The sequence below is a fragment of the Paenibacillus sp. FSL R7-0204 genome (assembly GCF_038002225.1).
GTDB lineage: Bacteria > Bacillota > Bacilli > Paenibacillales > Paenibacillaceae > Paenibacillus_AQ.
Window position 1 is genome coordinate 5,093,525 of sequence record NZ_JBBOCA010000001.1, and the last position, 23,014, is coordinate 5,116,538.

Below are 23,014 nucleotides of genomic sequence, written 5' to 3' on the forward strand. Positions count from 1 at the left end.
CGCAACGTAGCGCCTGACCCGCCGCCGTCCTGAAATACCTTAATTAAGCCCCCGCTTTGCAATGCAATCCGGCCAGTCTTACACAATAGCCCTCATGTCCTGCTTAGATAGGCGTACAAGTCGCCTAGTGTATCCACCTGGTTCTTTTGTAAGATCTGGCGGATGTAAGCAACCCACAACTTCGCCGTCATCTTGGCATCCTCCAGCGCATGATGGCGGCCCTCAATAGGAATCTCATGGATCGCCAGCAGCTCATCCAGCGTGTAATTGCTGCGGTGCGGCTCCAGCCAGCGGGCCAGCATCATCGTATCAAGCACCCGGTGGGTCAACTGGACCTTGGAGGTCTTCCATAAGGCAGCGTTCAGGAATGCCTTATCATGGGCACTTCCGTGCGCCACCAGCACCCGCTGTCCGACGAAGGACATGAAGTTATGCAGGCCATCCATCAGCGGCGGAGCAGCGGAGGTCATCTCTGCTGAAATTCCGGTCAGTCTCGTAATATTGTCAGGAATCGTTGCCCCGCAGTTCACCAGTGTATAGAAGCATTCCTCTGCCTTGATCTCTTCCCCTACTACCCGGATCGCCCCGATGGACATAATCTCGTCCCCTCCCTGGTGGGAGAAGCCTGTAGTCTCAAGATCGAATATTACCGTCTCCAGTTCAGACAGGGGAGTATGCAGCACTTCGGGACGCCGTTTCTCGCGCATCAGAGAACGGATAAAGGCCATTTGCTGGGCGGTCTGCTGCGCCGATTCTCCGCCTCTCATGGAAGCGATGGCAGAGGGCATTCCGCCTTGCCGCAGATTATTCCAGAATCCTCCGCCTTTGCTCGGCTCCTTCATAGCTGTCTCCTTTCCGCTGACCGGAGCTGCCGCTGCAGCGCCTTGTGCAGGCGTCTGATCAGCAGCAGGCTTTCCCGCAGCTCCGCCCGAAGCTGCTTATTCTTCAGATCATTCTCCGCATAATAATCACTGCTCACGAGCAGGCCGTCTGTCACCGTAAACGGTGTATTCACCCGCATCCTGAGCGCTGTCAGACAAGCACGCCTGATCTCCTCCAGATGCTGATACTGCTCCAGCTTAGCCAGCTCATCCAGCCGCTTCAGTGTCGAAGATGCTTCGATTCCATGGAGCAGCGACAAGTGCCTGACAATATTGACAAGCGGAATGTAGAGGCCATATTTGACATCGAAACCGCCGGCATTATCACCGAACCGTTCCGTGAGCACCTGCCCCAGCAGGTTCAGCGTTGCCTTATGGCGCACTGTATTGCGAAGTACCGCCATCGTCAATTTGCTGTTATCCGTGAATCCGTTATGCAGGGCTTCCCGCCACTGCGCAGACAGCGTCTCACTTCCCGCTACATGCCGCATATCCGAAGCTATAATCAGGTACCTCACAGGCTCCCATTCGAGTTGCTCCATCCAGTCTGCCAGTTGGAGCTTCCAGTCAGCCAGTGACTTCCGCCAGAGCGGCTCAGAGCACATGACCCTGCCCTCACACTTCTCATAGCCAATTGCCTCAAGAACATCCGACAGCATGCTGCCAAAAGCTTCGAAATACCTTTTCCGCTCACCCTCCAGCGCTTCCTCAACAATCAAGCCGTTATCCTGATCGCTCCATAGCGTAGCTTCCTGCCGGCCCGCACTGCCGAATACAATAAAGGAATAGGCGCAGGGAGGCAGGCCGTAGCCCGCCTCCTTCATCTGCGCCTCACATATCCGTACCGCCGTCCCGGCAAGCTGGTCATGCATCGCATTGACCCGGTGCATCCATTCCTGAACGGGAATCACGCCCAGCTGCTCCAGCAGCGCTTGTTGACAAGCGGTACGCCTCCTCTTGAGCTCCTCCGGCGAACCGGCTGTTACGATGGACAAGTAACTTTCTTCTTCGTTCCAATCTGCTGCCTCCATCGAAGCCACTCGGTCCGCCTCCCTGCCTGAGTAAAGATATTAGTGTTTGAGGGTTTTGGATTCTGATTCACTGATCAGCTTCATTTGCTCAGGATAACCGTAAGTACCGTGCTCACTGATATCCAGACCCATCAATTCTTCTTCTTCCGTTACACGGATACCCATAACCATCTTCATTACATACAGGATGACGAAGGACATCACGGCTACGAACACGAACGTTCCGACTACACCAAGCGCCTGCACGCCGAGCTGATGGAAGCCGCCCCCATAGAACAGACCGGCTTTACCTACAAGTGCGCCTTTTTCAATCAGATCAGGTGCTGCGAAGAGGCCTGTAGACAACGCCCCCCACATACCGGCGATACCATGTACAGAGAAAGCATAGATCGGATCATCCAGTCCTGCACGCTCCAGCCACTGTGAAGTCATGAAGGTGAAGGCACCGGCAACGAGACCGATAACAATGGCTGCCCAAGGCTCTACGAAGGCACAGGCACCGGTGATGGCAACCAGGGCTGCAAGTACGCCGTTAAGCATGGCCGGAATGTCGGATTTGCCGAAGTACAGCCAGGAAGCTGCCAGTGCTGCCAGACCGCCTGCCGCCGCTGCAATGTTAGTAGTCAGTGCTACGTGTCCGAAGAATCCGCCCATAGGAGACAACGCGCTGCCCGGGTTGAAGCCGAACCAGCCGAACCAGAGAATGATAACCCCAAGCACAGTGAATACCTGATTATGTCCCGGAATAATAACCGGCTTGCCTTCTTTGTTGAATTTGCCAAGACGGGGCTTAAGAAGAATGGTCGCCACTACAGCCGCCGTTGCACCTGTAAGATGGACTACTGTAGAACCTGCATAATCCTGCATGCTCAGCTCTGCCAGCCAGCCGCCGCCCCATACCCAGTGGGCTACAACCGGATAAATCACAACCGAGAAGAGAATTCCGAAGATAATGTATACGCTAAGCTTAGCACGTTCAGCCATACCGCCGGACACAATCGCCAGGGAGACTGCCGCAAATGCCATTTGGAACAGGAATTTCGTATTTAGTGTAACATCGGAGAAGGCCAGGGATTCGAATGCAGAGGCGGCCGAATCGCCGCCGTAGAAGAAGCCTGTAGTTCCAAAGAAGCTGTTGCCGTTACCGAAGCCAAGACCAAAGCCCAGTGCCCAGAAGCACAAGCTTGCAATTGCCAGTGTCAGTACCGTCTTACCGGCCACATGACCGGCATTCTTCATCCGGACCGAACCGGCCTCAAGTAATGCGAATCCTGATTGCATGAAGAATACAAGGATAAATGCCAGGAACGTAAATGCTGTGTCGAGTCCGATCTGCAGATCCGGTGCTGCCGGACCCTCTGCTGCGAAGGCGCTGACCGGATAGATCATCAGTGTAATCATACCCAGGAACATCATCAACATCTTTTTTTTCATAGTGTACCCCACTCCCCAATGTTATATTTTCTAACAAAGCGTGAAACTCTTAATGTCATTATAATCAGAAGTCAGGTAAATTGACAAGACTATTTTTTTGAATGTTCTAATTTAATTTTGGAAGCTGTGCCATTCTGAACCCAAGGCCCCCTCCCGAGCACGATTACCGGTAACCTGCCAGGATTAACGCGCTTCCTTACGCATCAATTATGCAAACGCATACAGTCAACAGAGCTTTCTCCTACGTTTCATACTGTATTTTTATTAATGTCTATTAGTAAACATGCCTTTTATTATCCCTTGATCACACCACACCACACTCTCCGCCCACCGCGATCCTGATGTTTTCCAGATGTGCTTGGCGCTTAATCATATAACACGTTATGTCATGTTTCAAATGAATTCTTCCCCTCTAAGGAATATCCTCGCTTCGATTGCCTCCCAATCATCTTTATGAAAAGTCAGCATATACTTTAAAGTAAGCGTCACGTTTGACTGTACGGTTTCCAATTTGATATGATTATTTCACGCAGGAAATAGCGAGGTGAGATAACTTGGAGATATGACCCTTTACCGGATCGGAGAGCTGGCCAAAGCGGCCGGCATCAGTGAACGCACCATTGATTATTATACGAAGCTTGGACTGATTACACCGGAATCCAGGAGCATGAAGAATTACCGGCTCTACAGTCATGAAACCTTAGTCGTTCTGAAACGTATTAATCAGCTTAAGCAAGAGAAATATACATTGGAAGAAATCAAATCCCTGATGGGCAAGTGGAATGCAGCCACACCTGAGGCTGAAGTCTCCGGCAAGCTGGTCCAGCTTGAGCTTCAGATGCAGCAGCTTGAACGGGAAGTGAAGGCCCTGGAGCCCGTGATAAGCGGTTTGAAGCCCGGTCAGGCCAACCGGGCACTGGCAGCACTGATTCCTCAGGGCGTCGCCTGTATGGAAGCGATCCGGCTTCTGCTGACGCAGGGGCCTCCAATGTAACAGCTTGTAATTTATAATGGAGGAATGAGCACCTATGATGCCACTAATGTATGTATTGTTAGCTGTCGCTTTTATCTTTTCTGTATGGGCCCAGTTCAGGGTCAAGGGCAATTTCAAGAAATGGGCCAAGGTGCCGAACATGAACGGCTTAACGGGTTACGAAGCAGCCCGGCGTATGCTGGATGCCAACGGACTTTACGATGTTCCCATTGAACCGGTTCAAGGAACCCTCACAGACCACTACGACCCGATTAACCGCGTTGTGCGGCTGTCGGAGCCTGTATATTATGAAAGCTCCATCGCAGCGGTCTCTGTCGCTTGTCACGAGATCGGCCATGCGATTCAGCATAAGGAGCATTATCCGATGCTGGCACTGCGCCACCGGATGTTCCCGGTCGTGAACTTCGCTTCCGGGGTCGCTCCCTTCATGCTGCTTGCAGGCTTCATCTTCAGCTCGCTCAACCTTATTGGGCTCGGTATTATCTTCTTCTCTGCCGCAGTTGCCTTCCAGCTGGTCACGTTGCCTGTTGAATTCAACGCAAGCAGCCGTGCGCGCCAGATTATGGTACAGCAGGGCTTCATCCGCAATGATGAAGAGCGCGGCGTAGCCAAGGTTCTGAATGCCGCAGCGCTCACCTATGTTGCTGCAGCGCTGGTATCCCTGATCGAACTGATCCGCTTGATCCTGATGTTCCTCGGCAACCGCGATTAAGATCTATATGACTACACAGACAATACCCCGGTCGGCTATGAGCCGACCGGGGTATTGTCTGTGTGTCTGTCTTTGAAATAGGTAAGCAGGAAGTTACGGAAGGACTGGGCGACCAGCGGCAGCTTGCCTTCTGCCCGGTGAATCAGACCCACGGTTCTGGTAATCGTAGGCTCCACCACCCGGACCTGCGCAGGCTGCATCGGGTTCGTCTGGTAGAGCGCCATCTCCGGCAGCAGGCTTACTCCCATCCCGGCAGCTACCAGCCCGCGGATCGTATCGGTCTCCCCGCCTTCAAAAGCAATCTGCGGCTTGAACCCTGCCGCAAGGCAGGCCTGCCACACAATCGGCCGTAGTGAGTAGCCTTGGCTGAACAATACGAATTTCTCGTCCCGCAGCTGCTCCAGCCGGATCACTTCTTCGCTGGCAAGCGGATGATTCTGCGGCAGAATGGCGAACAGCTCCTCGGTCATGACGATATCTCCGGCCACATGTCCCACATTCTCGGGGAACGGGGAGATGAATGCCAGATCCACCTCTCCAGAGATCACATCCTTGATTAAGGATGGATAGGCTCCCTGCTTGAAGCGGAATTTTACATGAGGATAATGGCTTCGGAACTCCGCCACAATTGAAGGAATCAGATGAGTCCCGAGGCTGTGCGGGAAGCCGATGCGGATCTCACCACGCTCCGGGTCAAGGAATTCATGCACCTCCGCCACAGACCTGTCGAGTTCATTCAGGACCGACTCCACTCTTTTGCAAAAGAGCTGCCCTACAGGCGTAAGCTGCAGGTTTCTCCCCTTCTGCATGAACAGATCCACCCCCAGCTCCTGCTCCAGCTGATGAATCTGGCGGCTCACCGCAGATTGTGCGACATGCAGCTCCTCCGCTGCTCTGGTGACATGTTCCTTCTGGGCAACCTTCAGAAAATACTGCAGCTGTCTAAGCTCCACGATTACACCCTTCCTTATCGCCGGTTTCGTTTGAATACACGGATGATTAGCCCATAGATGAAGAATCCGGCGATCAGGCCGCCGATATGAGCCATATAGTTGATATATGGAGTGGCAAAGGACATGATAATCCCCATCACCAGAAGTCCATAGAGTGTCTTGCGCGAGCCCTCATCCATCATCGCCCTCTGGAACAACGCAATATAGAGGAATGCGCCATAGACGGCGTAGATCGCTCCCGAGGCCCCTACAGAAACAATCCCAATCTCCACAGTCCCGTGGCTGACAACTCCAAGCAGATTAGCAATGAAGCCTCCGCCCAGATACAGCAGCGCATACCGCCACCAGCCCATTAGCCGCTCCAGCGGCGGGGCGAACACAAGCAGCGAGAAGCTGTTGAAGAACAAATGGGCGAAGCCGTTATGCAGGAACATCGCAGCCGCGTAGCGCCACAACTCATCCTTTTCAGGTCCCACATTGACTGTAGCCCCATACTTCACCAGCGTGTACAGGTTGGTGGAGCCGCCATTCAGGGACAGCACGATGAACATAACCACGTTGGCCAGAATCAGCGCACAGGTTACAGGATAATACCGGAGATAACTTCTCCACTTCTCATACCTTATAAAAATCATAACACCCATCCTTTTATGTATGTTGTCCAGCTCGACATCCAGCTTCTAAAAAGATTATAATTTATTCTGGCAGGTACATGCCAATAATGCAATTCAAGGAGGAAACAAGGACATGACGCAAGAAAGAACAGGCGTAGCCACTTTTAAGGGCAACCCCATCACTCTGGTAGGCCCGCAGCTGAAAGCCGGAGATCCCGCACCGCAATTCACGGTAAGCAAGAATCTCCTGGAAGATGTTACTCTTACAGATTACGCTGGCAAAATCAAGCTGATCAGCGTTGTACCTTCCCTGGATACCGGTGTGTGCGATGCGCAGACCCGCCGTTTCAACAGCGAGGCCGCCGGTCTTGGCGATGATGTAGTCATCCTCACCATCAGCACAGACCTTCCTTTCGCCCAGGCCCGCTGGTGCGGCGCCGCAGGCATCGACAGTGTAATCACCCTGTCCGACCACAAAGAGACTTCCTTCGGACAAGCCTACGGCGTCCTGATCAAGGAATTCCGACTCGACATGCGCTCCATCTTCGTTGTAGACAAGAACGACACTTTGGCTTATGTCGAGTATCTCGGTGAAATGGCTGAGCACCCGGACTACGAAGCGGCGATTTCCGCAGTTAAAGCTCTGCTGTAAGATTGACTGACAGCACTGATATGTTATACAGCATCCAAGCCTATAGATGTCCACATTTTTGAAAAAAAGCGGCAGAAGGTCTTCCTTCTCCGCTTTTTGCGTATGATGATCAATAAGGATATCCGTGCCCGGAACAGGCTGTCCCACTCCCGGAAACCGCATACAATCCCGGCAATACATGCCCGGATTCTCGTCCTCAATCCACCTTATATTTGCCCAGCTTCTTATCCAGAGACTGATACAAACGCTGAATGACACGGTAATTGGCACCCAGATCGCCAAGCGAACCTCTGGATGCTGAATATATATCTACGGCACAGCGTACGGGCGTAGTGCTTAGCACAGATACGGTAATATCCAGCGAGCGGCCTAACGCCGTTCTTTTCTCCAGGGTAATCTCCCCTACAGACTGTACTTCATGCAAGACCTTAAATCCAGGAATTTTCTTCAGCGTTGCGGATACTTCATCCCACGCCTTGTCTCTTGAAAGATTGTAATAACGCGTTTTCAATGCCGGATCTTTGGCACGGTCGCTTGTTCCGTCATGACTGCGAAATAAACCGACCAAGGTTCTTTTCAACGACAAAATTCTTCCCCCTCTTCAAATCCCAAGTTCACTACCCTAAGTGTAACACTCTTGTCCGCGGAACAAAAGGGCATTGCTCACTTTAGCCTTGAAAAAGGCACCCTCTACCCGCAGTAAGCAGGTAACAGGGTGCCTTGTCAATTCCATTAGAAAACCCGCCTATGCCGTCCGGCTGCAGTGTCTTCTGAACCTGCTAGAGCAGGTGGGTGACCGCAGAAGTCGTTTTTGAATTCCCCAGGTCATATAGACAGGGCTGTTCAGCCGCGCTTCATGTAGATCTCCCAAGACATTATCATTGGTTCAAAACAACGAGCAACCATAACGTACATCGCAGGATTTATAAACATTATAGTGCGTTTTGACGAAAAAGTAAACCTGTATACGCTTTATTTAACGCCGGAATGATTTTCTGTTGACATTACTGCCCGGATGATCAAAGGAATGTTAAGTCCGCTTGAAATCCTTACCGGCGTCCTTATCTCTGTTATCTTCATCCTCGTCTTCGTCATCATCGTCGTCATCGTCGTCATCGGACGCAAGACCTTCATTCTCAGCCGCTTCCAGCGCGGCCTGTTCTTCAGCCAGCTTCTTTTTCTCCACCTGTAGTTGCAGCTTATTGTATGTAGCGAAGAAATTAAAGAAGGCAAGCATAGCAACCAGCGTGGGAATACAAATCACGTATAGAACGGGATACCGCAGACCTATATAGAGTAGAACGCCTGAACCAATCAACGTCGAGAACACACGGATCGGCCGGGCGATCGTGAGCAGAATCGAATTGGTTACCACTTCCTTGAACGTCATCTGGTAGTGAACCACGATGGAGAAGAAGTTAAACATCGATACGAACAAAATAATCATCAGCACCAGCATCAGGATACCGACGATCTTGAAATTCGGCATTTGCGTCATGTATACGGTCACATCAACGTACATCACGACAAACAGCAGGGTGTAGATAAGCCCTCCCAGCATGCTTTTCAGATAATTCTCTTTGTACCCCTGAAAAAAAGTGCGGAATGTACTTACATCGGTATTGCCCATTACCCATTTGCGCACCACTGTGAATAACGCCGACGTCGCCGGAAATACAGTGAATGGCGCGAATACACCAAGTACCCAGTTCAGCATAATCTGCTCATTCGGTCCGCCTGCTTCTGAACCCAGCATGAGGATCTTCATAATTCCTGCGAACAGGAACGGTATCGAACACAATGCCCATAAAATATTGCTGAAGGCGATGCGTGAGATCCATTCCGTGATGCGGTATATACCGCCCATTGCTCCTTTAAACTCCAATTCCCTTCCTCCTGTCTATCTTATGCATACTGCGTATCTTAACTATACCTGTTTGTACTGGACTTTTCCAGCGCCCAAGTTTACAAGTTCTAGGTAAGTGTCTAAGCAAGCTCTGCAATACGTCCATATATTACATTGTAACCACAACAAATCCCCCATGCTCAAAGGAGGTTGACCTCATGTCTGCACCTGGCTGCTGCAATCCCTGGACTTCCACTGGAACAATTCTCGTGCTCTTCATCCTGCTGGTCATTATCAGCCGTACCTTCATCTAAGCGAATCCACAGTAAAAAAGAAGACGGGAACCGGTAACGGTTGCTCGTCTTCTTCAAGGTGTTCTGTTATGGCTTAAGCGTCAAAATCCTGCTTGGCCGGGCGTGTGCTTGTGCTGCTCGGACGCGAGGATGGTCTTCCGTCTGTGTTACGGCTCGCTCCATCACGGTTGCCTTTGTAGCCGCCCCCGTAGCTGCTGCCGCTTCCGCTGTTGCCGCCATAGCCGCTGCTGTAGCCGCCACGGGTGCTTCCGCCGCTGCTGGCGTTGTCACGATTTCCGCGATAGCCGCCGCCGCTTGCATTGTCACGGTTACCGCGATAGCCGCCACCGGAGCTAGAACCGGAACCTGAACGGTTGCCGCCATAGCCGCCGTTAGGCTTACGCCCGCTGCGGATGTCATTCTTGCCGCCGCGGCGCTTGGCACGGATCGGATCTTCAGGAGTCAATTCAATTTGCGCATCCTTATTGTCGCCGGTAAGAAGCTTCATAGCTGCGGACAGCAGCTGTACAGAATCATATTGCTCCAGCAATTGAATGGCAATTCCTTTATATTCATTCAGTTCACCAGTCTCAACCATTGCCAGCAGACGTTCAGCAGTAATGCGCTGTTTGCCTTCAATAGCCTCGGCCATTGTAGGAAGCGGTTTACGGGTAATGCGGTGACGGGTAACGCGTTCGATCAGGTGCAGGTGATCCATTTCGCGCGGAGTTACGAAGGACCAAGCCGTTCCTTCTTTGCCGGCGCGGCCTGTACGGCCGATACGGTGTACATAGCTCTCCGGGTCCTGTGGAAGGTCGAAGTTGATTACATGCGTTACGCCGGATACGTCCAGGCCGCGTGCAGCTACGTCCGTAGCAACCAATACATCAATGCTGCCGTCGCGGAATTTGCGCATTACAGCGTCACGCTGGTTCTGCGACAAGTCGCCATGCAGGCCGTCAGCGGAATATCCGCGCTTCTGCAAGCCTTCAGCAAGCTCGTCTACCCGGCGCTTCGTGCGGCCGAATACAATTGCCAGATCTGGCGATTCCATGTCAATCAAGCGGCTAAGCGCTTCGAATTTCTGGCGTTCAGGAACTTCAACATAAGCCTGGTCGATAAGCGGTGCGCTAATCTGCTTAGGAATTACGGATACATGCTGCGGGTTCTTCAGGAACTGCTGGGCAAGGCGTTGAATGTTAGGAGGCATAGTAGCCGAGAAGAGCATGGTCTGACGTTCTTCAGGAACGAGCTTGAGGATAGTCTGGATATCCTCCATGAAGCCCATGTCGAGCATTTCATCGGCTTCATCCAGTACGATCGTCTGAACATCATCCAGGCGGATGGTCTTGCGGTTGATATGGTCCAGGAGGCGTCCTGGTGTACCAATGATAATCTGTGGTTTTCTCTTCAGTCCGCGGATCTGGCGGCCGATATCCTGCCCGCCGTAGATAGCCAGTGAACGAAGTCCTTTGAAGCGGGTCAACTTACCGATTTCTTCAGCGACCTGGATGGCAAGCTCACGAGTTGGCGTCATTACCAGTGCCAGGATTTTCTCTTCTTCTCTTGCGATCTTGGAGATGAGGGGAATCCCGAAGGCTGCGGTTTTACCTGTACCCGTCTGTGCCTGTCCGATAAGATCCGATCCGGCCATGGCAAGCGGGATAGCCTGCTCCTGGATTGGTGTTGCTTCCTCAAATCCTAGCTCTGTGATTGCTTGAAGTACTTTTGGCTCCAAGCCGAATTCTGCGAATGTTTTCAAATTATTCATGCTCCTTCTATACAGTGGACATTCCACATGCTTGTCTGTATTCTTAAGTAGCGGTAAACACATTTATAGGCTGTCCAATCATGCCGTATTTCCTGCATGGTTTAGCGCGTATTGGGACAAAAAAATGTCCTATGATCAGGCCACTACTTACACCTGACAATTGCAGCTTCGCATTCTAAGCAATGCAAAAATACCATTGTAACGTCCTACTCAAGAATATCCTATACATTATATCACAAACCCAATCAGGAATACCAGTGTATTCCTTACTTTCATTACTTACATGACACTCACACTATACTTCAGAGGTGAATTTGCTTGGTTAAACTAAGATTATTCGGGAGCTTTCTTGCCGTTCTTTTCGGGTCAGCGATGATCGCAAGCGGCTTTAATCTGTTCCTGATCCCCCACAGACTGCTCAGCGGAGGCGTATCCGGCCTTGCCATGCTGGCCGGTTATTTTACTCCTTTTAACATCAGCTTACTGTATTTACTCTTCAATATCCCGCTGCTTGCTGCCGGATGGTTCCAGCTCGGCCGGAGATTTATCATTCTGAGCATTGTCTCTGTAGGAGCAACAACCTGGTTGATGACAGTCGTGCCTGTCGTTCAGGTGTCCTCGGATATGCTGCTCGCCTCTGTATTCGGAGGGGTGCTTGTAGGTGTCGGGGCTGGTGTATCCTTCCGCGTAGGAGGCTCCTCGGGCGGCTTCGATATTCTGGGCTCTATTATAACACGGTACCGGGACTTCCCGGTAGGCAGTGTGCTGGTCGGCCTCAACGGTCTCGTCATTCTTGCTGCGGCTTATTTTGACGACAACTGGAATCTGGCGCTTGCATCTATGGTGTCTATTTACGTCACTGGTAAGGTGGTCGACCTGATCCATATCAGCCACATCAAAGTTACCGTGTACATCATCACCAACCGGACTGATGAGCTGCTGCAGCAATTGCTGGGCCTTCAGCGCGGAGTTACAAAATTCAAGACAGAAGGTGCTTATTCTCATGTGGAACGGGACATGCTAATGACAGTGACCACACGGTATGAGCTTGCAGAGCTGAAACGCATTATCAAAACAAGCGACCCGCAGGCTTTTGTGAATATTGTTGAAACAGTCGGTGTGATGGGCTCTTTCCGCAAACGGTAATTCATAAGAAAATGCTTATCCGTTCAAATTATGTTATATTATAGCTACGCAGGACCTTAACAATTTCATGAAGATTGTGATTTACCCTCTTTTTTCCAGGCACTTCGTTTTTCCGGGTGGACCCTGAATTCTGATTCAGTTCGATTCGAAAAAGGAAAGGGTGATTGTTGTGGAAATGGAAACGGTAAAACTGTCAGCAATCGTCATGAGGTGGTATCCGGATATGATACCGTTCCTGAAGCAGGACGAACTCAATTCTGTAATCGTACTGCGTGACGGTCTGAGTATTCTGGAACCGGCAGATGCTATGGATATCATCCATTACAGCATTTGCGAGCATCAGAATTCTGCGTATCTTCATTGAGCAAGCTGCCCTAAAGAGCAAGTTGTAATAGTTGCCGCCCTGGTCATTGGCCTTCGTGCCAGTCCGGGGCGGCATTTACTTTTATATTCAGCGGTTCAAAATCTGTACATCCCGTTTATAAACAACAAGAGCGGAAAGATGACATCAAAAAATTACGGGTATTGTTACAAGTCTGTTCTTTTTGGGTGCATCCGTTACCTTATACTTTATAAGGAATGTACATAAAGGGAGCGAATAAGAAATGAATATCACCTGGGCTTTACTGATGATGGCACTGGGAGGCGTGGGTGTCCCGAATCAAGGACATGAAGCCGATGTGGCAGCAGTACTGCAGAGCGCCATGAATCCCCCCATCGTCTCAGAACACACAACGAATCCGGACGCAGCAGCATCACCGAACGGCGGCGGCACTGCCTCTCCTGCACCTTCACCAAGCGCATCGCCGGAGACAGCACGTATTGCCGATCCGCAGCCGGATGCTCCCAAGGTTAAAGGGATATACGTGACTGCCTACAGCGCCGGGGGCGCACGGATGGAGACACTGCTTGCCCTGCTGGACAAAACTGAGCTCAACTCCATGGTCATCGATATTAAGGATGATGCCGGATATATCACCTACAAGACGGACAATGCTGAGCTTCAGCAAATGGGACATCCCCAGCCGTTCATAGGGGATATCAACAAGCTGATGACCCGCCTGAAGGAGCATGATGTATACCCGATTGCGCGGATCGTAGTATTCAAGGATTCAGTACTCGCCAAGAAGAACAAGGAATTATCCTTCGTCAACAAAGACGGCTCTGTCTGGGCCAACAAGGGCGGAGACAGCTTCGTCAATCCTTATAATGAAAATGTGTGGAAGTATAACGTAGACATTGCCAAGGAGGCCGTTAAGCTTGGGTTCAAGGAAATCCAGTTTGACTATGTACGCTTCCCTGAAGGCTTCGAGAAGCGTGCGGACACTCTGAAATACACCAAGAGCGACAGACCGCGCGTGGAAATCATCGCCGACTTTGTCAAGTATGCCAAAGCTGAGCTGGCCCCGCTGGGAGTTCGGATCTCTGTGGATATCTTCGGCTATGCCGCCTCGGTACCTGCTGCAGAAGGCATCGGCCAGGATTTCGTGAAGATCTCCAAGAATGTTGATGTCATCAGCCCGATGGTCTATCCGAGCCATTATTCCACCGGCTGGTTCGATGTGAAGGATCCGGACAAAGACCCTTATGCTACAATTAAGGGCTCAATGGTCGATACACACAAGAAGTTGAATCCGCTAGGCAGCTTCAAACCGGTGATCCGCCCATGGATTCAGGATTTCACCGCCAGCTGGCTGGGCAGCGGGCATTATGTCAAATACGGCAAGAAGCAGGTTGAAGATCAGATCCGTGCCTTGAAGGATCAGAATATCGACGAATTCCTGCTTTGGAATGCCAATAACCGCTATACCGCCGATGTGAAATACGACCAATAAGCTTTCTGCAATTATCCGGATGTATCTATAGCCGCAAGATATCCAGAGCCCGGCAGCTGCCGGGCTTTTTACTGGGACTATTTACACTGGGAATATAAGTATCTAAAATTAAGATAACGGGGCATTGATAATTATGAAACAGACTTCCTCCATTAAACAAAAGGCCGGGCAATTCCTGCATATATTGCTTCCGATTCTGATTACTCAAATTGCCTTGTCGGCCATTACCTTCTTCGACACCAATATGTCCGGCAAATTCGGTACGAATGATCTGGCCGGCGTAGCCATCGGCACAAGCTTGTGGATTCCGATCCAGACAGGCCTCAGCGGTATTCTTATGGGGATAACGCCCATTGTGTCTCATCTCCTCGGCAGCAAGCGGGGCAAGGATGTGGCTAATCAGGTAATGCAGGGCATTTGGCTCTCCCTGATCGTATCCGTGCTCGTGCTGATTCTTGGCAGCCTCGCTCTCACACCGATCTTGAATTTCATGAATCTGGAGCCTGCGGTACGCAATATTGCCTTCCGCTTCCTCGGTGCCATCTCCTTCGGCATTATCCCGCTGTTCGGCTACACCGTTGTCCGCAGCTGCATTGATGCCCTGGGCCAGACCCGTGTCTCCATGTTCATCACCCTGATTGCCCTGCCGGTCAATGTGGGGCTTAACTATCTGCTGATCTTCGGCAACTTCGGCTTCCCCCGCCTTGGCGGAGTAGGCGCAGGCGTTGCCTCTGCGATCACGTATTGGGTCATCTTCCTGATTGCCCTGGTCTTCGTCTACCGGGCCGAGCCTTTCCGTAACCTGCAGATTTTCCGTAAATTTCACGCGTTGTCCCTGGTAAGCCTCAAGGAGTTGCTGAAGATTGGTGTGCCGATCGGCTTTTCAATCTTTTTCGAGACGGCGGTGTTCTCGGCTGTAACCCTGCTGATGAGCCGCTTCGATACCATTACAATCGCTGCCCATCAGGCCGCCATTAACTTCGCATCCACCCTCTACATGATTCCGCTGAGCATCTGCATGAGTCTGACGATTCTCGTCGGCTTCGAGAGCGGATCCGGCCGGCTGAAGGATGCACGCCAGTATGGCATTATGGGCATTGGTACGGCGGCTGTCCTCTCCCTGCTCACAGCACTGGTGTTGCTCTTCGCCGGGAATCATGTGGCCGGGCTGTATTCGGATGACCATGAGGTTATCTCGCTGATCCAGCATTTCCTGATCTATGCGATCTTCTTCCAGATCTCCGACGCTATCGCAACCCCGACCCAAGGCGTGCTGCGGGGATATAAGGATGTTAATCCTGCGTTCGTCATCTGCTTCATTGCCTATTGGGTGATCGGTCTGCCCGTCGGATACGTGCTCGCCACTTACACTGAGCTTGGGGCCTACGGCTACTGGATTGGCCTCATTACGGGCCTTGGAATCGGTGCAATCCTGCTGCTGGCCCGGCTCGTCAGGGTGCAGCGCAGATTCGCCCCGGAGAAGGCATAATTCCCCACAGCAAAGTGAAGCTATAGCTTCAATGTATACTCAATTCTTGTATGGTAATAAAAACAGCCACAGACATTCGGGAGATCCCCTTCGTCTGTGGCTGTTCTTCATCACCGGCTTTTTACAAGCAGATCCACCGCTTCCTTAATCACTTGCTCAGGGGAATTCCCCTTCGCCAGCTCTTCCTGGATACAGTGCTCCAGATTGTCTCCGATCACTGCACCAATAGAACGGTCTACAGCTGTCCGGATCGCTGTCAACTGAGTCACAATCTCACGGCAATCCTTGCCTTCCTCCAGCATCCCCAGCACTCCCCTTACCTGACCTTCAATACGTTTCAAGCGGTTGGTAATGGCTTTATCATATTCCACTGTCGATCAGCTCCCTCTAGATAAATAAGTTCACGCCGGAGTCCTCGGCAGCTCCAAGATAGCTGGCAACACCGCCGAAATCCACACCTTCAATCAATTCCTCCTGCTTGATGCCCATGATATCCATACTCATTGTGCAGGCCATCAGCTTAACCCCCGCATGCAGTGCGCCCTGCATCAGATTCTCCAGGGACTCCACATTCTTGCGGCCCATCGTATAACGGATCATTTTGGCGCCAAGCCCGCCCATATTCATTCTGGATAAAGGAAGCTTCCGCGTTCCCTTCGGCATCATCAGGCCAAACATCCGGTCGAGAGCATTCTTCTTCACCTGCGGAGACTGCCCCCGGCGCAGAACATTAAGCCCCCAGAAGGTAAAGAACATGGTTACCTGCTTGCCCATCGCTGCAGCGCCTGTTGCAATAATGAAGGAAGCAATGGTTTTGTCCAGATCACCGCTGAATACAATCATCGTGGTTCCTTCGGAGACTTCTGCCTGTCCCGCCGGTACTGCGGCTCTGTCTGCCGGGTCTTGTCCCTTGCGCACCATTGCCTGAACCTTGCCTCCGGATACATCCACAGCTTCCAGCGTATTCCCCGTCTTACTGCACCACTGCCTGATATCAGCGGCAAAGCCGAAATCCGTTGCAGTGATCTCTACCCGCTGGCCTTCCTCCATAGAACGGATAGTCTCATATACTTTGAGTATAGGGCCAGGGCACTGTAATCCGCAAGCATCCAGCAAGAGCGGCGCCTTACTGCTAAGCTGTTCCTGGATATGGACTATACTGGCGGGAGACGAGTCCTCTTTTTTCAAAACCGGTGCTTCTGTCTTCCCGGAATCTCCAGTGTTATTCCTTCTTGCCATTGCTGCGTATGTTTTGTAGCCTCCGTCAACGTTTCGTACTGCATATCCATATTGAATTAACATCCGGGCAGCAATGTAGCCGCGTAGCCCTACCTGACAGGATACGGCGATCTCCTGATCCCGCGGAATCTCTGCAAGCCGGTCTCTCAGCTCAGCCAGAGGAATATTGATAGAACCGGGTACATAACCGGCTAACCGCTCTACTTCGTCTCTGACATCAATGATAAGACCGCCACTGCGGGCGAATTCGTCCACTTCATGCCATTGCAGATTGCGGACGAGTCCTTCTATCAGATTGGAGGCAACATAACCCGCCATATTGACCGGATCTTTGGCCGAGGAATACGGCGGCGCATATGCCAGCTCCAGATCCGCCAGCTCATCAGCCTTAAGCTTGCTGCGGATAGCGGTGGCAATGACATCGATTCTTTTGTCGACACCGGCACTTCCGACCGCTTGCGCTCCATAGATCTCTCCGGTCTGCGGGTTGAACAGCAGCTTGAGCGCTATCGGTGCAGCACCGGGGTAGTAACCGGCGTGGGAATTCGGATGGATATGCACAGCTTCAAAGGGAACGCCCAATGAACTAAGCGTCTTCTCATTATTTCCGGTCAGCGCAGCCGTCATATCGAAGAGCTTGATAATCGCAGTACCTAATGCTCCCGTATACGAGGCTTGCCGGCCATTGATATGATCAGCGGCCAGACGCCCCTGACGGTTGGCACCCCAGGCAAGGGACACCATGGTATCGAACCCCTGAACACGGTCCTTCACTTCAATGACATCTCCAACAGCATAGATAGCCGGATCACTCGTCTGCAGTGAAGCATTCACCTTAACAGCCCCCCGGATGCCCAGCTCAAGTCCGCAGCTTCGTGCCAGGTCATTCTCAGGACTGACCCCGATCGCCAGAATAACCATATCCGTGCTAAGCTCCCCGCCGGAGGAGAGGCGAACCAGACGGCCTTGTTGTTCAAAAGCCTCTACGCCCTCATTCAGCCGCAGCTCGACCCCATGCAGACGCATATGCTCCTCCAGCGGACGAACCATCTCCAGGTCAAGCGGGTTCAGAATCTGCTCCCCCCGGTCAATTACTGTTACGGCAAGCCCCCGTTCCCGGAGATTCTCAGCCATTTCAAGGCCGATAAAACCTGCTCCAATTACAGTGGCATGCCGGGGCTGACGGCTGTCCACATATGCCTTGATACGGTCTGTATCCGGAATATTCCTTAAGGTAAACAGGTTATCAGCCTCGTTAATACCCGGAAAAGGAGGAACAATCGGCTTAGCCCCGGGAGAAAGTACAACAATATCGTATGGAATCTGCTGTGTCTCTCCTGTCGTTACATTGCGGCAGTACACCTGCTTGCGTTCGCGGTCAATCTGTGTCGCCTCAGTAAAGACTTTCACATCGATATTGAAACGCGCCTGTATACCAGCTGGTGTCTGCAGGAACAGTTTATCTCTTGAATCAATAGTCTCGCCTATATAATAAGGCAAGCCGCAATTGGCAAAGGAAACATGCTCTCCCCGTTCCAAAATAATAATCCGGTCTTCTTCATTTAATCTTCTTAAGCGTGCAGCCGCCGACGCCCCTCCGGCAACTCCGCCAATAATGACTATCGTTCTACTCATTCTAATTCCCTCCTATTTGCATACCCCTATGGGTATCATAATATACGGGTGGGGGTATACTGTCAAGTCAAAAAAGAGCAGCCCCTTCCGGTGATGGAAGGATTGCTGCTCCGCTGAGAGTTGAAAATCGTATGAATCCTGTGTGTTCTTACTGGGATAACCGGGAAGCCAATTCGTACAGCTCGATATTGAAATCCTTCTTCGTGTTCACTACCTTGTCGATATCGGTAAGAACCAGTTCCCCTTTAATAATCCCGCATGCCTTGTCTGATTCGCCTTCGATCAGCTTACGAACCGCGAAATCAGCCAGACGGCTGGCGAGGTTACGGTCTCCTGGTGTTGGAGTCCCTCCACGCTGAATGTGTCCCAGTACCGTAACACGGGCATCCAGGGAAGCATGGCGGTCTTTGAGTGCCTGAGCAACATCCTCACCCTTGCCGACGCCTTCAGCTACAATGACAATACTGTGACGTTTGCCGCGTGCGAAATTATCCTTCATCCGGTCAGCTACCTCATTCAGGTCATAAGGCATTTCCGGCACCAGAATCGTCTCCGCCCCGGAAGCAAGGCCTGCATGCAGAGCGATATCTCCACAGTGACGACCCATAACCTCTACGATGGAGGAACGTTCATGGGAAGACATGGTGTCGCGCAATTTATTGATCGCATCCACTACTACGCCTACGGCAGTATCGAATCCAATCGTATAGTCTGTGAAAGAGATATCATTATCAATAGTTCCCGGAAGAGCCATCGTCTTGATTCCCAGCTTACTGAGTTTGTTGGCGCCATGGTAAGAGCCGTCTCCGCCGATAACAACCAGACCGTCGATACCAAGCTCATTCAGAATGTCAGCACCCTTCTGCTGGCCTTCCGGCTTCATGAACTCCAGACAACGTGCAGACTGCAGAACGGTACCTCCGCGCTGGATGATATCTCCGACACTGCGCAGATCCATCGGGAAAATGTCGCGGTTCAGCAGGCCCTGATACCCGCGCTGAATGCCGAATACTTCAATTCCGAAGTAGATCGCGCTGCGGACAACCGCACGCACTGCGGCGTTCATCCCCTGGGAGTCTCCACCGCTGGTTAATACTGCGATTTTTTTTACGTTTGACATTCTGTTAGTTCCTCCTTAAATTTGTGCCGGTTTCTCCCCTTACCCGGAGAAGACCCAGCAGCATCTAATACATGTGTTTGCGTATCCAGCGGCTGTTGACGAAGAAGAAGAGTCTGGTCAGCGGACTATTCTTCATCAGCCTCCGGGATACCGAGCGGACCTCCTGCTGCTCACTAACCTTGGGATCGGATAAATACAGGGCCAGCAGTCCTTCGATGATCATACGGTGCATGGAGTTCTCGGGAAGACTCCGGACATCCTTGCGGGCCCACTCCACAATGGAAGCGATCCGGTTCAGCATCATATCCGTATTCTCATAATAATTGCAGAAATTGAGATCACCGCCGGCCCGGTCTTCATCCTGATCAATCAGATAATCCAGCATGATATGCAGACCGCACACATGCGGAAAATAAGCAGCACGAATGGATGATGAGGCCACTGTACTTAGCTTAGGATCACAAGACGCCAGAAAAAGCATGAATACGCCCAGGGTTGAACCGGTTGCGGCCGCAAACTCATTCCACTGGAGATGAGGCGCCCGGTGCCCTTCCTTTTCCCACCATTCCTTGAGGGCAGCTTCTCTAAGCTCCGGGTGAATGTGCTTATAGACCTGAAGGTCGGTGTACAATACGGCCAGATTATAGACCTCTTCAGCAGCAGCACCGTATCCGGGTAGCCGGGAGGTCATCTCCTGGCATTTGCGGACCAGTCTGTGCAGGTATCCGCCGTCATTCTGTTCCGTGCGCAGCGCGTAATAGTTCACAGGCTCTGCGCCGGGGGTAACAGCATCCAGCATGGACTTATGCAGCAGCCGGAAATCAGCCGGGTCAAGCGAAGTACTGCGGTCACACAGGTTGTCCAAATAATCACTGATCGTCTGATAAGCAACAATTAGCGGAATCAGTATATGTCTCATCGACAAATTGCCGGCGGCATAGATTCCGCCGCCTTCGCAATGAAACTGCTTCGTTTCAATGCTGGCAAGCGCTTGCTTGCGGAGCTCGGGATCGGGAATTCCTTCTGCATCCTTGCGCCAGGAATCGAGACATGATCGCACTTCCGGCAGCACGTACTTATAGACTCTCTTCATGAGTCCAATAGGACCGCGCGGACTACGGTTACGGCCTTGCTCAAATTCATTCAATGACAGTGCCTCCACATTGTTGTCTCCTTATCCAAATCATGATTATTATAATATGCAGAGCGGATTTGTACAAACAACAAAATCACTTTCGCAAACTCTTGAAAGATTCAGAAAATCGATATTTTACGAAACCCCCGGCTTCTCCGCTTTATGCTATACTATACTTTTCTATATCCCGAAGGAGTGCACAATCATGAATGCGAGGCGGAGCGGCGGCCAGTACAGTGATCAAAACTGGCTGCGATCCTTTATGTTTACGCTGTACGGCACCAGTGTGCTGGTTGTTTCTTATTTCCCGTTATTTTATGCCCACCTGGGCTTCAGCAGTCCGCAAATGGGTCTGCTCTACTCCGTAGGCCCGTTAATCTCAATTCTCTCTAACCTGTTCTGGAGTATGATGAGCGACCGGCTGGGTACCGTCCGTAAGATTATGGCCCTCCTGCTTGGAGGCCAGCTGATTACCGCCATTATTCTGGCCAGAGCCACCGATTTTTCTAGTGTCATGCTTATTTTGTCCTTTTTCTATTTCTTCTATTACCCTGTCTTTCCGCTGGCAGATACGATGGCTATCAAAATAGCCCAGCGCCACGGACGGAATTTCATCGCCATCCGTGTATTCGGCTCGCTCGGATACTCCTTCTTCGCCCTTACAATCGGCTATGTACTCAGAACACTGGGACCTCAGTACAGCGTAGCGATTTGTATTGTGATTGTCGTAACAGCGCTGCTGATCACGGTAGGGCTGAAGGATGTGAAGCGAACCGAAGCGGCACCGCGCTCTGTAGAGAAGGAATCTATAGACAAACCGCTGAAGGGCTCCGGACTCCGGGAGATTCTGCTGCAAAAGGAAGTGCTGTGGTTCTTCGGCTCTGTCTTCCTGCTGGCCATCGGCTACCGGATGAATGAGGCCTTCCTGACGATCAGCCTCAAGGGCATGAATGCAGGAGATGAGATTGTGGGCTGGGCGCTGCTGGCTTCTGCGCTCAGTGAGATCCCTATCTTCTTCCTGCTCAGCAGATATGGCGACAAGTTCAAGGAGCTGCCGCTGCTCGCTTTTGCCAGCCTGATGTTCACGCTGCGCTTTCTGTTCATGTCGCTGGCCCAGGAGCCGGGTACCGTGGTTGCCATTCAGGCCATGCACAGTATTTCGTTCGGCATTTATTATGTAACCGCCGTCCGCTACATCACCCGGATCATCCCTGATCACCTGCGGGCAACCGGAATGGCACTCTTCACCGTCGTATGGTCCAGCGGCGCAGGTCTGCTCAGCGGCACCTTCGGCGGGCTGATCTACCAGGATGCCGGCCGGTTTGTATTCTATCTGGTTGCTACCGGCTTCTCGGTTCTGGCCTTCATCGGCTTCCTGTCCAAGCATCTGATGGACCTCGGGGGCGGCGCAGACCGTCCGCTGCGGCGTAAGAGCAAGACCCCGCTCTGACTGATTATGAGCGGGGAAGGATATATCCACACCGGACGTAAATCATAATTTCCTAATCAATAAAAAAACACAGCCCCCGGAGGAACTGTGCTGCTCAAGCTGCCTGATGCTACTTATGCCAGTGCGTGCTAGATCAAATATATATATTGCGGCTGACAGAAGCTCTGCCTTGGCCGTATTTTATAATTTAACTACGTTTGCTGCCTGTGGACCACGGTTACCATCAGTAACATCGAATTCTACCGCTTGGCCTTCGTCCAAAGTCTTGAATCCGTCGCCTTGAATTGCTGAGAAGTGAACGAATACATCTTCGCCGCCTTCAACTTGAAGAAAACCATAACCTTTTTCTGCGTTAAACCATTTTACTGTACCTTTCAAATGAACAACCTCCTAAAAATACCGCCATATATGGCGTATGCTTACATTATACTCTTTCTATACTTGTAAAGCAATCCATCTTTTCCCTGATTTCATGATTTAATTTGCTTTTCCCTTCTCCGGTGCGTTATCATTGACCCAAAAGCCAAAAATCGCCAGGGTGGTAATGATAATGATCAAAAAACATGAAATATACAAAACAGACAAATGGAACATGATGACGGTGGAGGTTCAGGGACGTTATATTATCCTTCGTGAAATCTCTGACCAATGGGGAGAAGAAACGCATACCTTCATGAGCCGTCCGGCTATGATGCAGTGGGTGAACAACCGCTTCAATAAAGAATCCTACAAGGATAATGAAGAAGAGTACAAGAATATCATCGCAGCCTTCAAACAGGTGTAG

Annotated in this window: 23 protein-coding genes and 1 other RNA gene; 10 read left to right on the top strand and 14 right to left on the bottom strand. The window is 51.4% G+C overall.

Annotated features, from left to right (window positions below):
- Nucleotides 1-92: 92 nt before the first annotated feature.
- From MKX42_RS22475 to MKX42_RS22485, 3 genes are read right to left on the bottom strand one after another with little or no spacing between them, the layout of a single operon-like run.
- Nucleotides 93-842, bottom strand: a complete 750-nt coding sequence (locus tag MKX42_RS22475) for an exonuclease domain-containing protein (RefSeq protein ID WP_340754744.1) — start codon at nucleotides 840-842, stop codon at nucleotides 93-95.
- A complete protein-coding gene (locus MKX42_RS22480) occupies nucleotides 839-1,912 on the bottom strand; it encodes a DUF294 nucleotidyltransferase-like domain-containing protein (RefSeq protein WP_340757766.1) in 1,074 nt (357 codons plus the stop codon). Before MKX42_RS22480 ends, MKX42_RS22475 begins: the two co-directional genes overlap by 4 nt.
- A gap of 39 nt (nucleotides 1,913-1,951) precedes the next feature.
- A complete protein-coding gene (locus MKX42_RS22485) occupies nucleotides 1,952-3,346 on the bottom strand; it encodes an ammonium transporter (protein WP_340754746.1) in 1,395 nt (464 codons plus the stop codon).
- Nucleotides 3,347-3,908: 562 nt separating this feature from the next.
- On the opposite strand from MKX42_RS22485, the gene MKX42_RS22490 reads away from it, so the two are divergent.
- A complete protein-coding gene (locus MKX42_RS22490) occupies nucleotides 3,909-4,340 on the top strand; it encodes a MerR family transcriptional regulator (RefSeq protein WP_340754748.1) in 432 nt (143 codons plus the stop codon).
- A gap of 34 nt (nucleotides 4,341-4,374) precedes the next feature.
- Nucleotides 4,375-5,052, top strand: a complete 678-nt coding sequence (locus MKX42_RS22495; protein ID WP_379256841.1) for a zinc metallopeptidase — start codon at nucleotides 4,375-4,377, stop codon at nucleotides 5,050-5,052.
- Between the two features lie 35 nt (nucleotides 5,053-5,087).
- Here the strand turns inward: MKX42_RS22495 and MKX42_RS22500 are convergent, their stop codons facing one another.
- The gene (locus tag MKX42_RS22500; RefSeq protein WP_340754749.1) at nucleotides 5,088-6,005 is read right to left on the bottom strand and encodes a LysR family transcriptional regulator; all 918 of its coding nucleotides are present in this window, start codon (nucleotides 6,003-6,005) and stop codon (nucleotides 5,088-5,090) included.
- A gap of 14 nt (nucleotides 6,006-6,019) precedes the next feature.
- Complete coding sequence (locus tag MKX42_RS22505; protein ID WP_340754750.1) at nucleotides 6,020-6,640, bottom strand: rhomboid family intramembrane serine protease; 621 nt, start codon at nucleotides 6,638-6,640, stop codon at nucleotides 6,020-6,022.
- 112 nt (nucleotides 6,641-6,752) lie between these two features.
- Here MKX42_RS22505 and tpx point away from each other — a divergent pair, with 112 nt between their 5' ends.
- Nucleotides 6,753-7,271, top strand: a complete 519-nt coding sequence (tpx, locus tag MKX42_RS22510; RefSeq protein WP_340754751.1) for a thiol peroxidase — start codon at nucleotides 6,753-6,755, stop codon at nucleotides 7,269-7,271.
- 196 nt (nucleotides 7,272-7,467) lie between these two features.
- Here tpx and MKX42_RS22515 read toward each other — a convergent pair whose 3' ends face one another.
- The 3 genes from MKX42_RS22515 to MKX42_RS22525 all read right to left on the bottom strand — a co-directional run bounded on the left by MKX42_RS22515 (nucleotide 7,468) and on the right by MKX42_RS22525 (nucleotide 9,156).
- Nucleotides 7,468-7,857, bottom strand: coding sequence for a DUF1499 domain-containing protein (locus MKX42_RS22515; protein ID WP_340754753.1), 390 nt, complete (start codon nucleotides 7,855-7,857; stop codon nucleotides 7,468-7,470).
- 148 nt (nucleotides 7,858-8,005) lie between these two features.
- A non-coding RNA gene (ssrS, locus tag MKX42_RS22520) (6S RNA) lies at nucleotides 8,006-8,197 on the bottom strand.
- A 104-nt stretch (nucleotides 8,198-8,301) separates the two neighbouring features.
- Nucleotides 8,302-9,156, bottom strand: coding sequence for a YesL family protein (locus MKX42_RS22525; protein WP_340754755.1), 855 nt, complete (start codon nucleotides 9,154-9,156; stop codon nucleotides 8,302-8,304).
- Between the two features lie 179 nt (nucleotides 9,157-9,335).
- Here MKX42_RS22525 and MKX42_RS22530 point away from each other — a divergent pair, with 179 nt between their 5' ends.
- Nucleotides 9,336-9,431 (top strand): hypothetical protein, encoded by a 96-nt coding sequence (locus MKX42_RS22530; protein ID WP_036702210.1) that lies wholly within the window; start codon nucleotides 9,336-9,338, stop codon nucleotides 9,429-9,431.
- A gap of 73 nt (nucleotides 9,432-9,504) precedes the next feature.
- On the opposite strand, the gene MKX42_RS22535 is transcribed toward MKX42_RS22530, so the two are convergent.
- The gene (locus MKX42_RS22535) at nucleotides 9,505-11,172 is read right to left on the bottom strand and encodes a DEAD/DEAH box helicase (RefSeq protein WP_340754757.1); all 1,668 of its coding nucleotides are present in this window, start codon (nucleotides 11,170-11,172) and stop codon (nucleotides 9,505-9,507) included.
- A 327-nt stretch (nucleotides 11,173-11,499) separates the two neighbouring features.
- Between MKX42_RS22535 and MKX42_RS22540 the strand changes: the two genes are divergently transcribed.
- The 4 genes from MKX42_RS22540 to MKX42_RS22555 all read left to right on the top strand — a co-directional run bounded on the left by MKX42_RS22540 (nucleotide 11,500) and on the right by MKX42_RS22555 (nucleotide 15,651).
- Entirely contained in the window at nucleotides 11,500-12,327 is an 828-nt protein-coding gene (locus tag MKX42_RS22540; RefSeq protein ID WP_036702214.1) for a YitT family protein, read from the top strand.
- Between the two features lie 175 nt (nucleotides 12,328-12,502).
- The gene (locus MKX42_RS22545; RefSeq protein ID WP_171718441.1) at nucleotides 12,503-12,691 is read left to right on the top strand and encodes a hypothetical protein; all 189 of its coding nucleotides are present in this window, start codon (nucleotides 12,503-12,505) and stop codon (nucleotides 12,689-12,691) included.
- Nucleotides 12,692-12,932: 241 nt separating this feature from the next.
- Nucleotides 12,933-14,162, top strand: a complete 1,230-nt coding sequence (locus MKX42_RS22550) for a putative glycoside hydrolase (protein ID WP_340754759.1) — start codon at nucleotides 12,933-12,935, stop codon at nucleotides 14,160-14,162.
- Nucleotides 14,163-14,295: 133 nt separating this feature from the next.
- Entirely contained in the window at nucleotides 14,296-15,651 is a 1,356-nt protein-coding gene (locus tag MKX42_RS22555) for an MATE family efflux transporter (RefSeq protein ID WP_340754761.1), read from the top strand.
- 110 nt (nucleotides 15,652-15,761) lie between these two features.
- Here the strand turns inward: MKX42_RS22555 and MKX42_RS22560 are convergent, their stop codons facing one another.
- From MKX42_RS22560 to MKX42_RS22575, 4 genes are all read right to left on the bottom strand, one after another.
- The gene (locus tag MKX42_RS22560) at nucleotides 15,762-16,022 is read right to left on the bottom strand and encodes a metal-sensitive transcriptional regulator (protein ID WP_209990974.1); all 261 of its coding nucleotides are present in this window, start codon (nucleotides 16,020-16,022) and stop codon (nucleotides 15,762-15,764) included.
- A 16-nt stretch (nucleotides 16,023-16,038) separates the two neighbouring features.
- Nucleotides 16,039-18,525 (bottom strand): CoA-disulfide reductase, encoded by a 2,487-nt coding sequence (locus MKX42_RS22565; protein WP_340754764.1) that lies wholly within the window; start codon nucleotides 18,523-18,525, stop codon nucleotides 16,039-16,041.
- A 148-nt stretch (nucleotides 18,526-18,673) separates the two neighbouring features.
- Nucleotides 18,674-19,645 carry a 6-phosphofructokinase gene (gene pfkA / locus MKX42_RS22570; RefSeq protein WP_036702222.1) on the bottom strand — a complete coding sequence of 324 codons (972 nt, stop codon included), beginning with the start codon at nucleotides 19,643-19,645 and terminating at the stop codon, nucleotides 18,674-18,676.
- A 64-nt stretch (nucleotides 19,646-19,709) separates the two neighbouring features.
- Nucleotides 19,710-20,792, bottom strand: a complete 1,083-nt coding sequence (locus MKX42_RS22575; RefSeq protein ID WP_340754766.1) for a tetraprenyl-beta-curcumene synthase family protein — start codon at nucleotides 20,790-20,792, stop codon at nucleotides 19,710-19,712.
- A gap of 193 nt (nucleotides 20,793-20,985) precedes the next feature.
- On the opposite strand from MKX42_RS22575, the gene MKX42_RS22580 reads away from it, so the two are divergent.
- Nucleotides 20,986-22,230 (top strand): MFS transporter, encoded by a 1,245-nt coding sequence (locus tag MKX42_RS22580; protein WP_340754768.1) that lies wholly within the window; start codon nucleotides 20,986-20,988, stop codon nucleotides 22,228-22,230.
- Nucleotides 22,231-22,410: 180 nt separating this feature from the next.
- On the opposite strand, the gene MKX42_RS22585 is transcribed toward MKX42_RS22580, so the two are convergent.
- The gene (locus MKX42_RS22585) at nucleotides 22,411-22,608 is read right to left on the bottom strand and encodes a cold shock domain-containing protein (protein ID WP_036725228.1); all 198 of its coding nucleotides are present in this window, start codon (nucleotides 22,606-22,608) and stop codon (nucleotides 22,411-22,413) included.
- A gap of 172 nt (nucleotides 22,609-22,780) precedes the next feature.
- Here MKX42_RS22585 and MKX42_RS22590 point away from each other — a divergent pair, with 172 nt between their 5' ends.
- Nucleotides 22,781-23,014, top strand: a complete 234-nt coding sequence (locus tag MKX42_RS22590) for a hypothetical protein (RefSeq protein ID WP_036702226.1) — start codon at nucleotides 22,781-22,783, stop codon at nucleotides 23,012-23,014.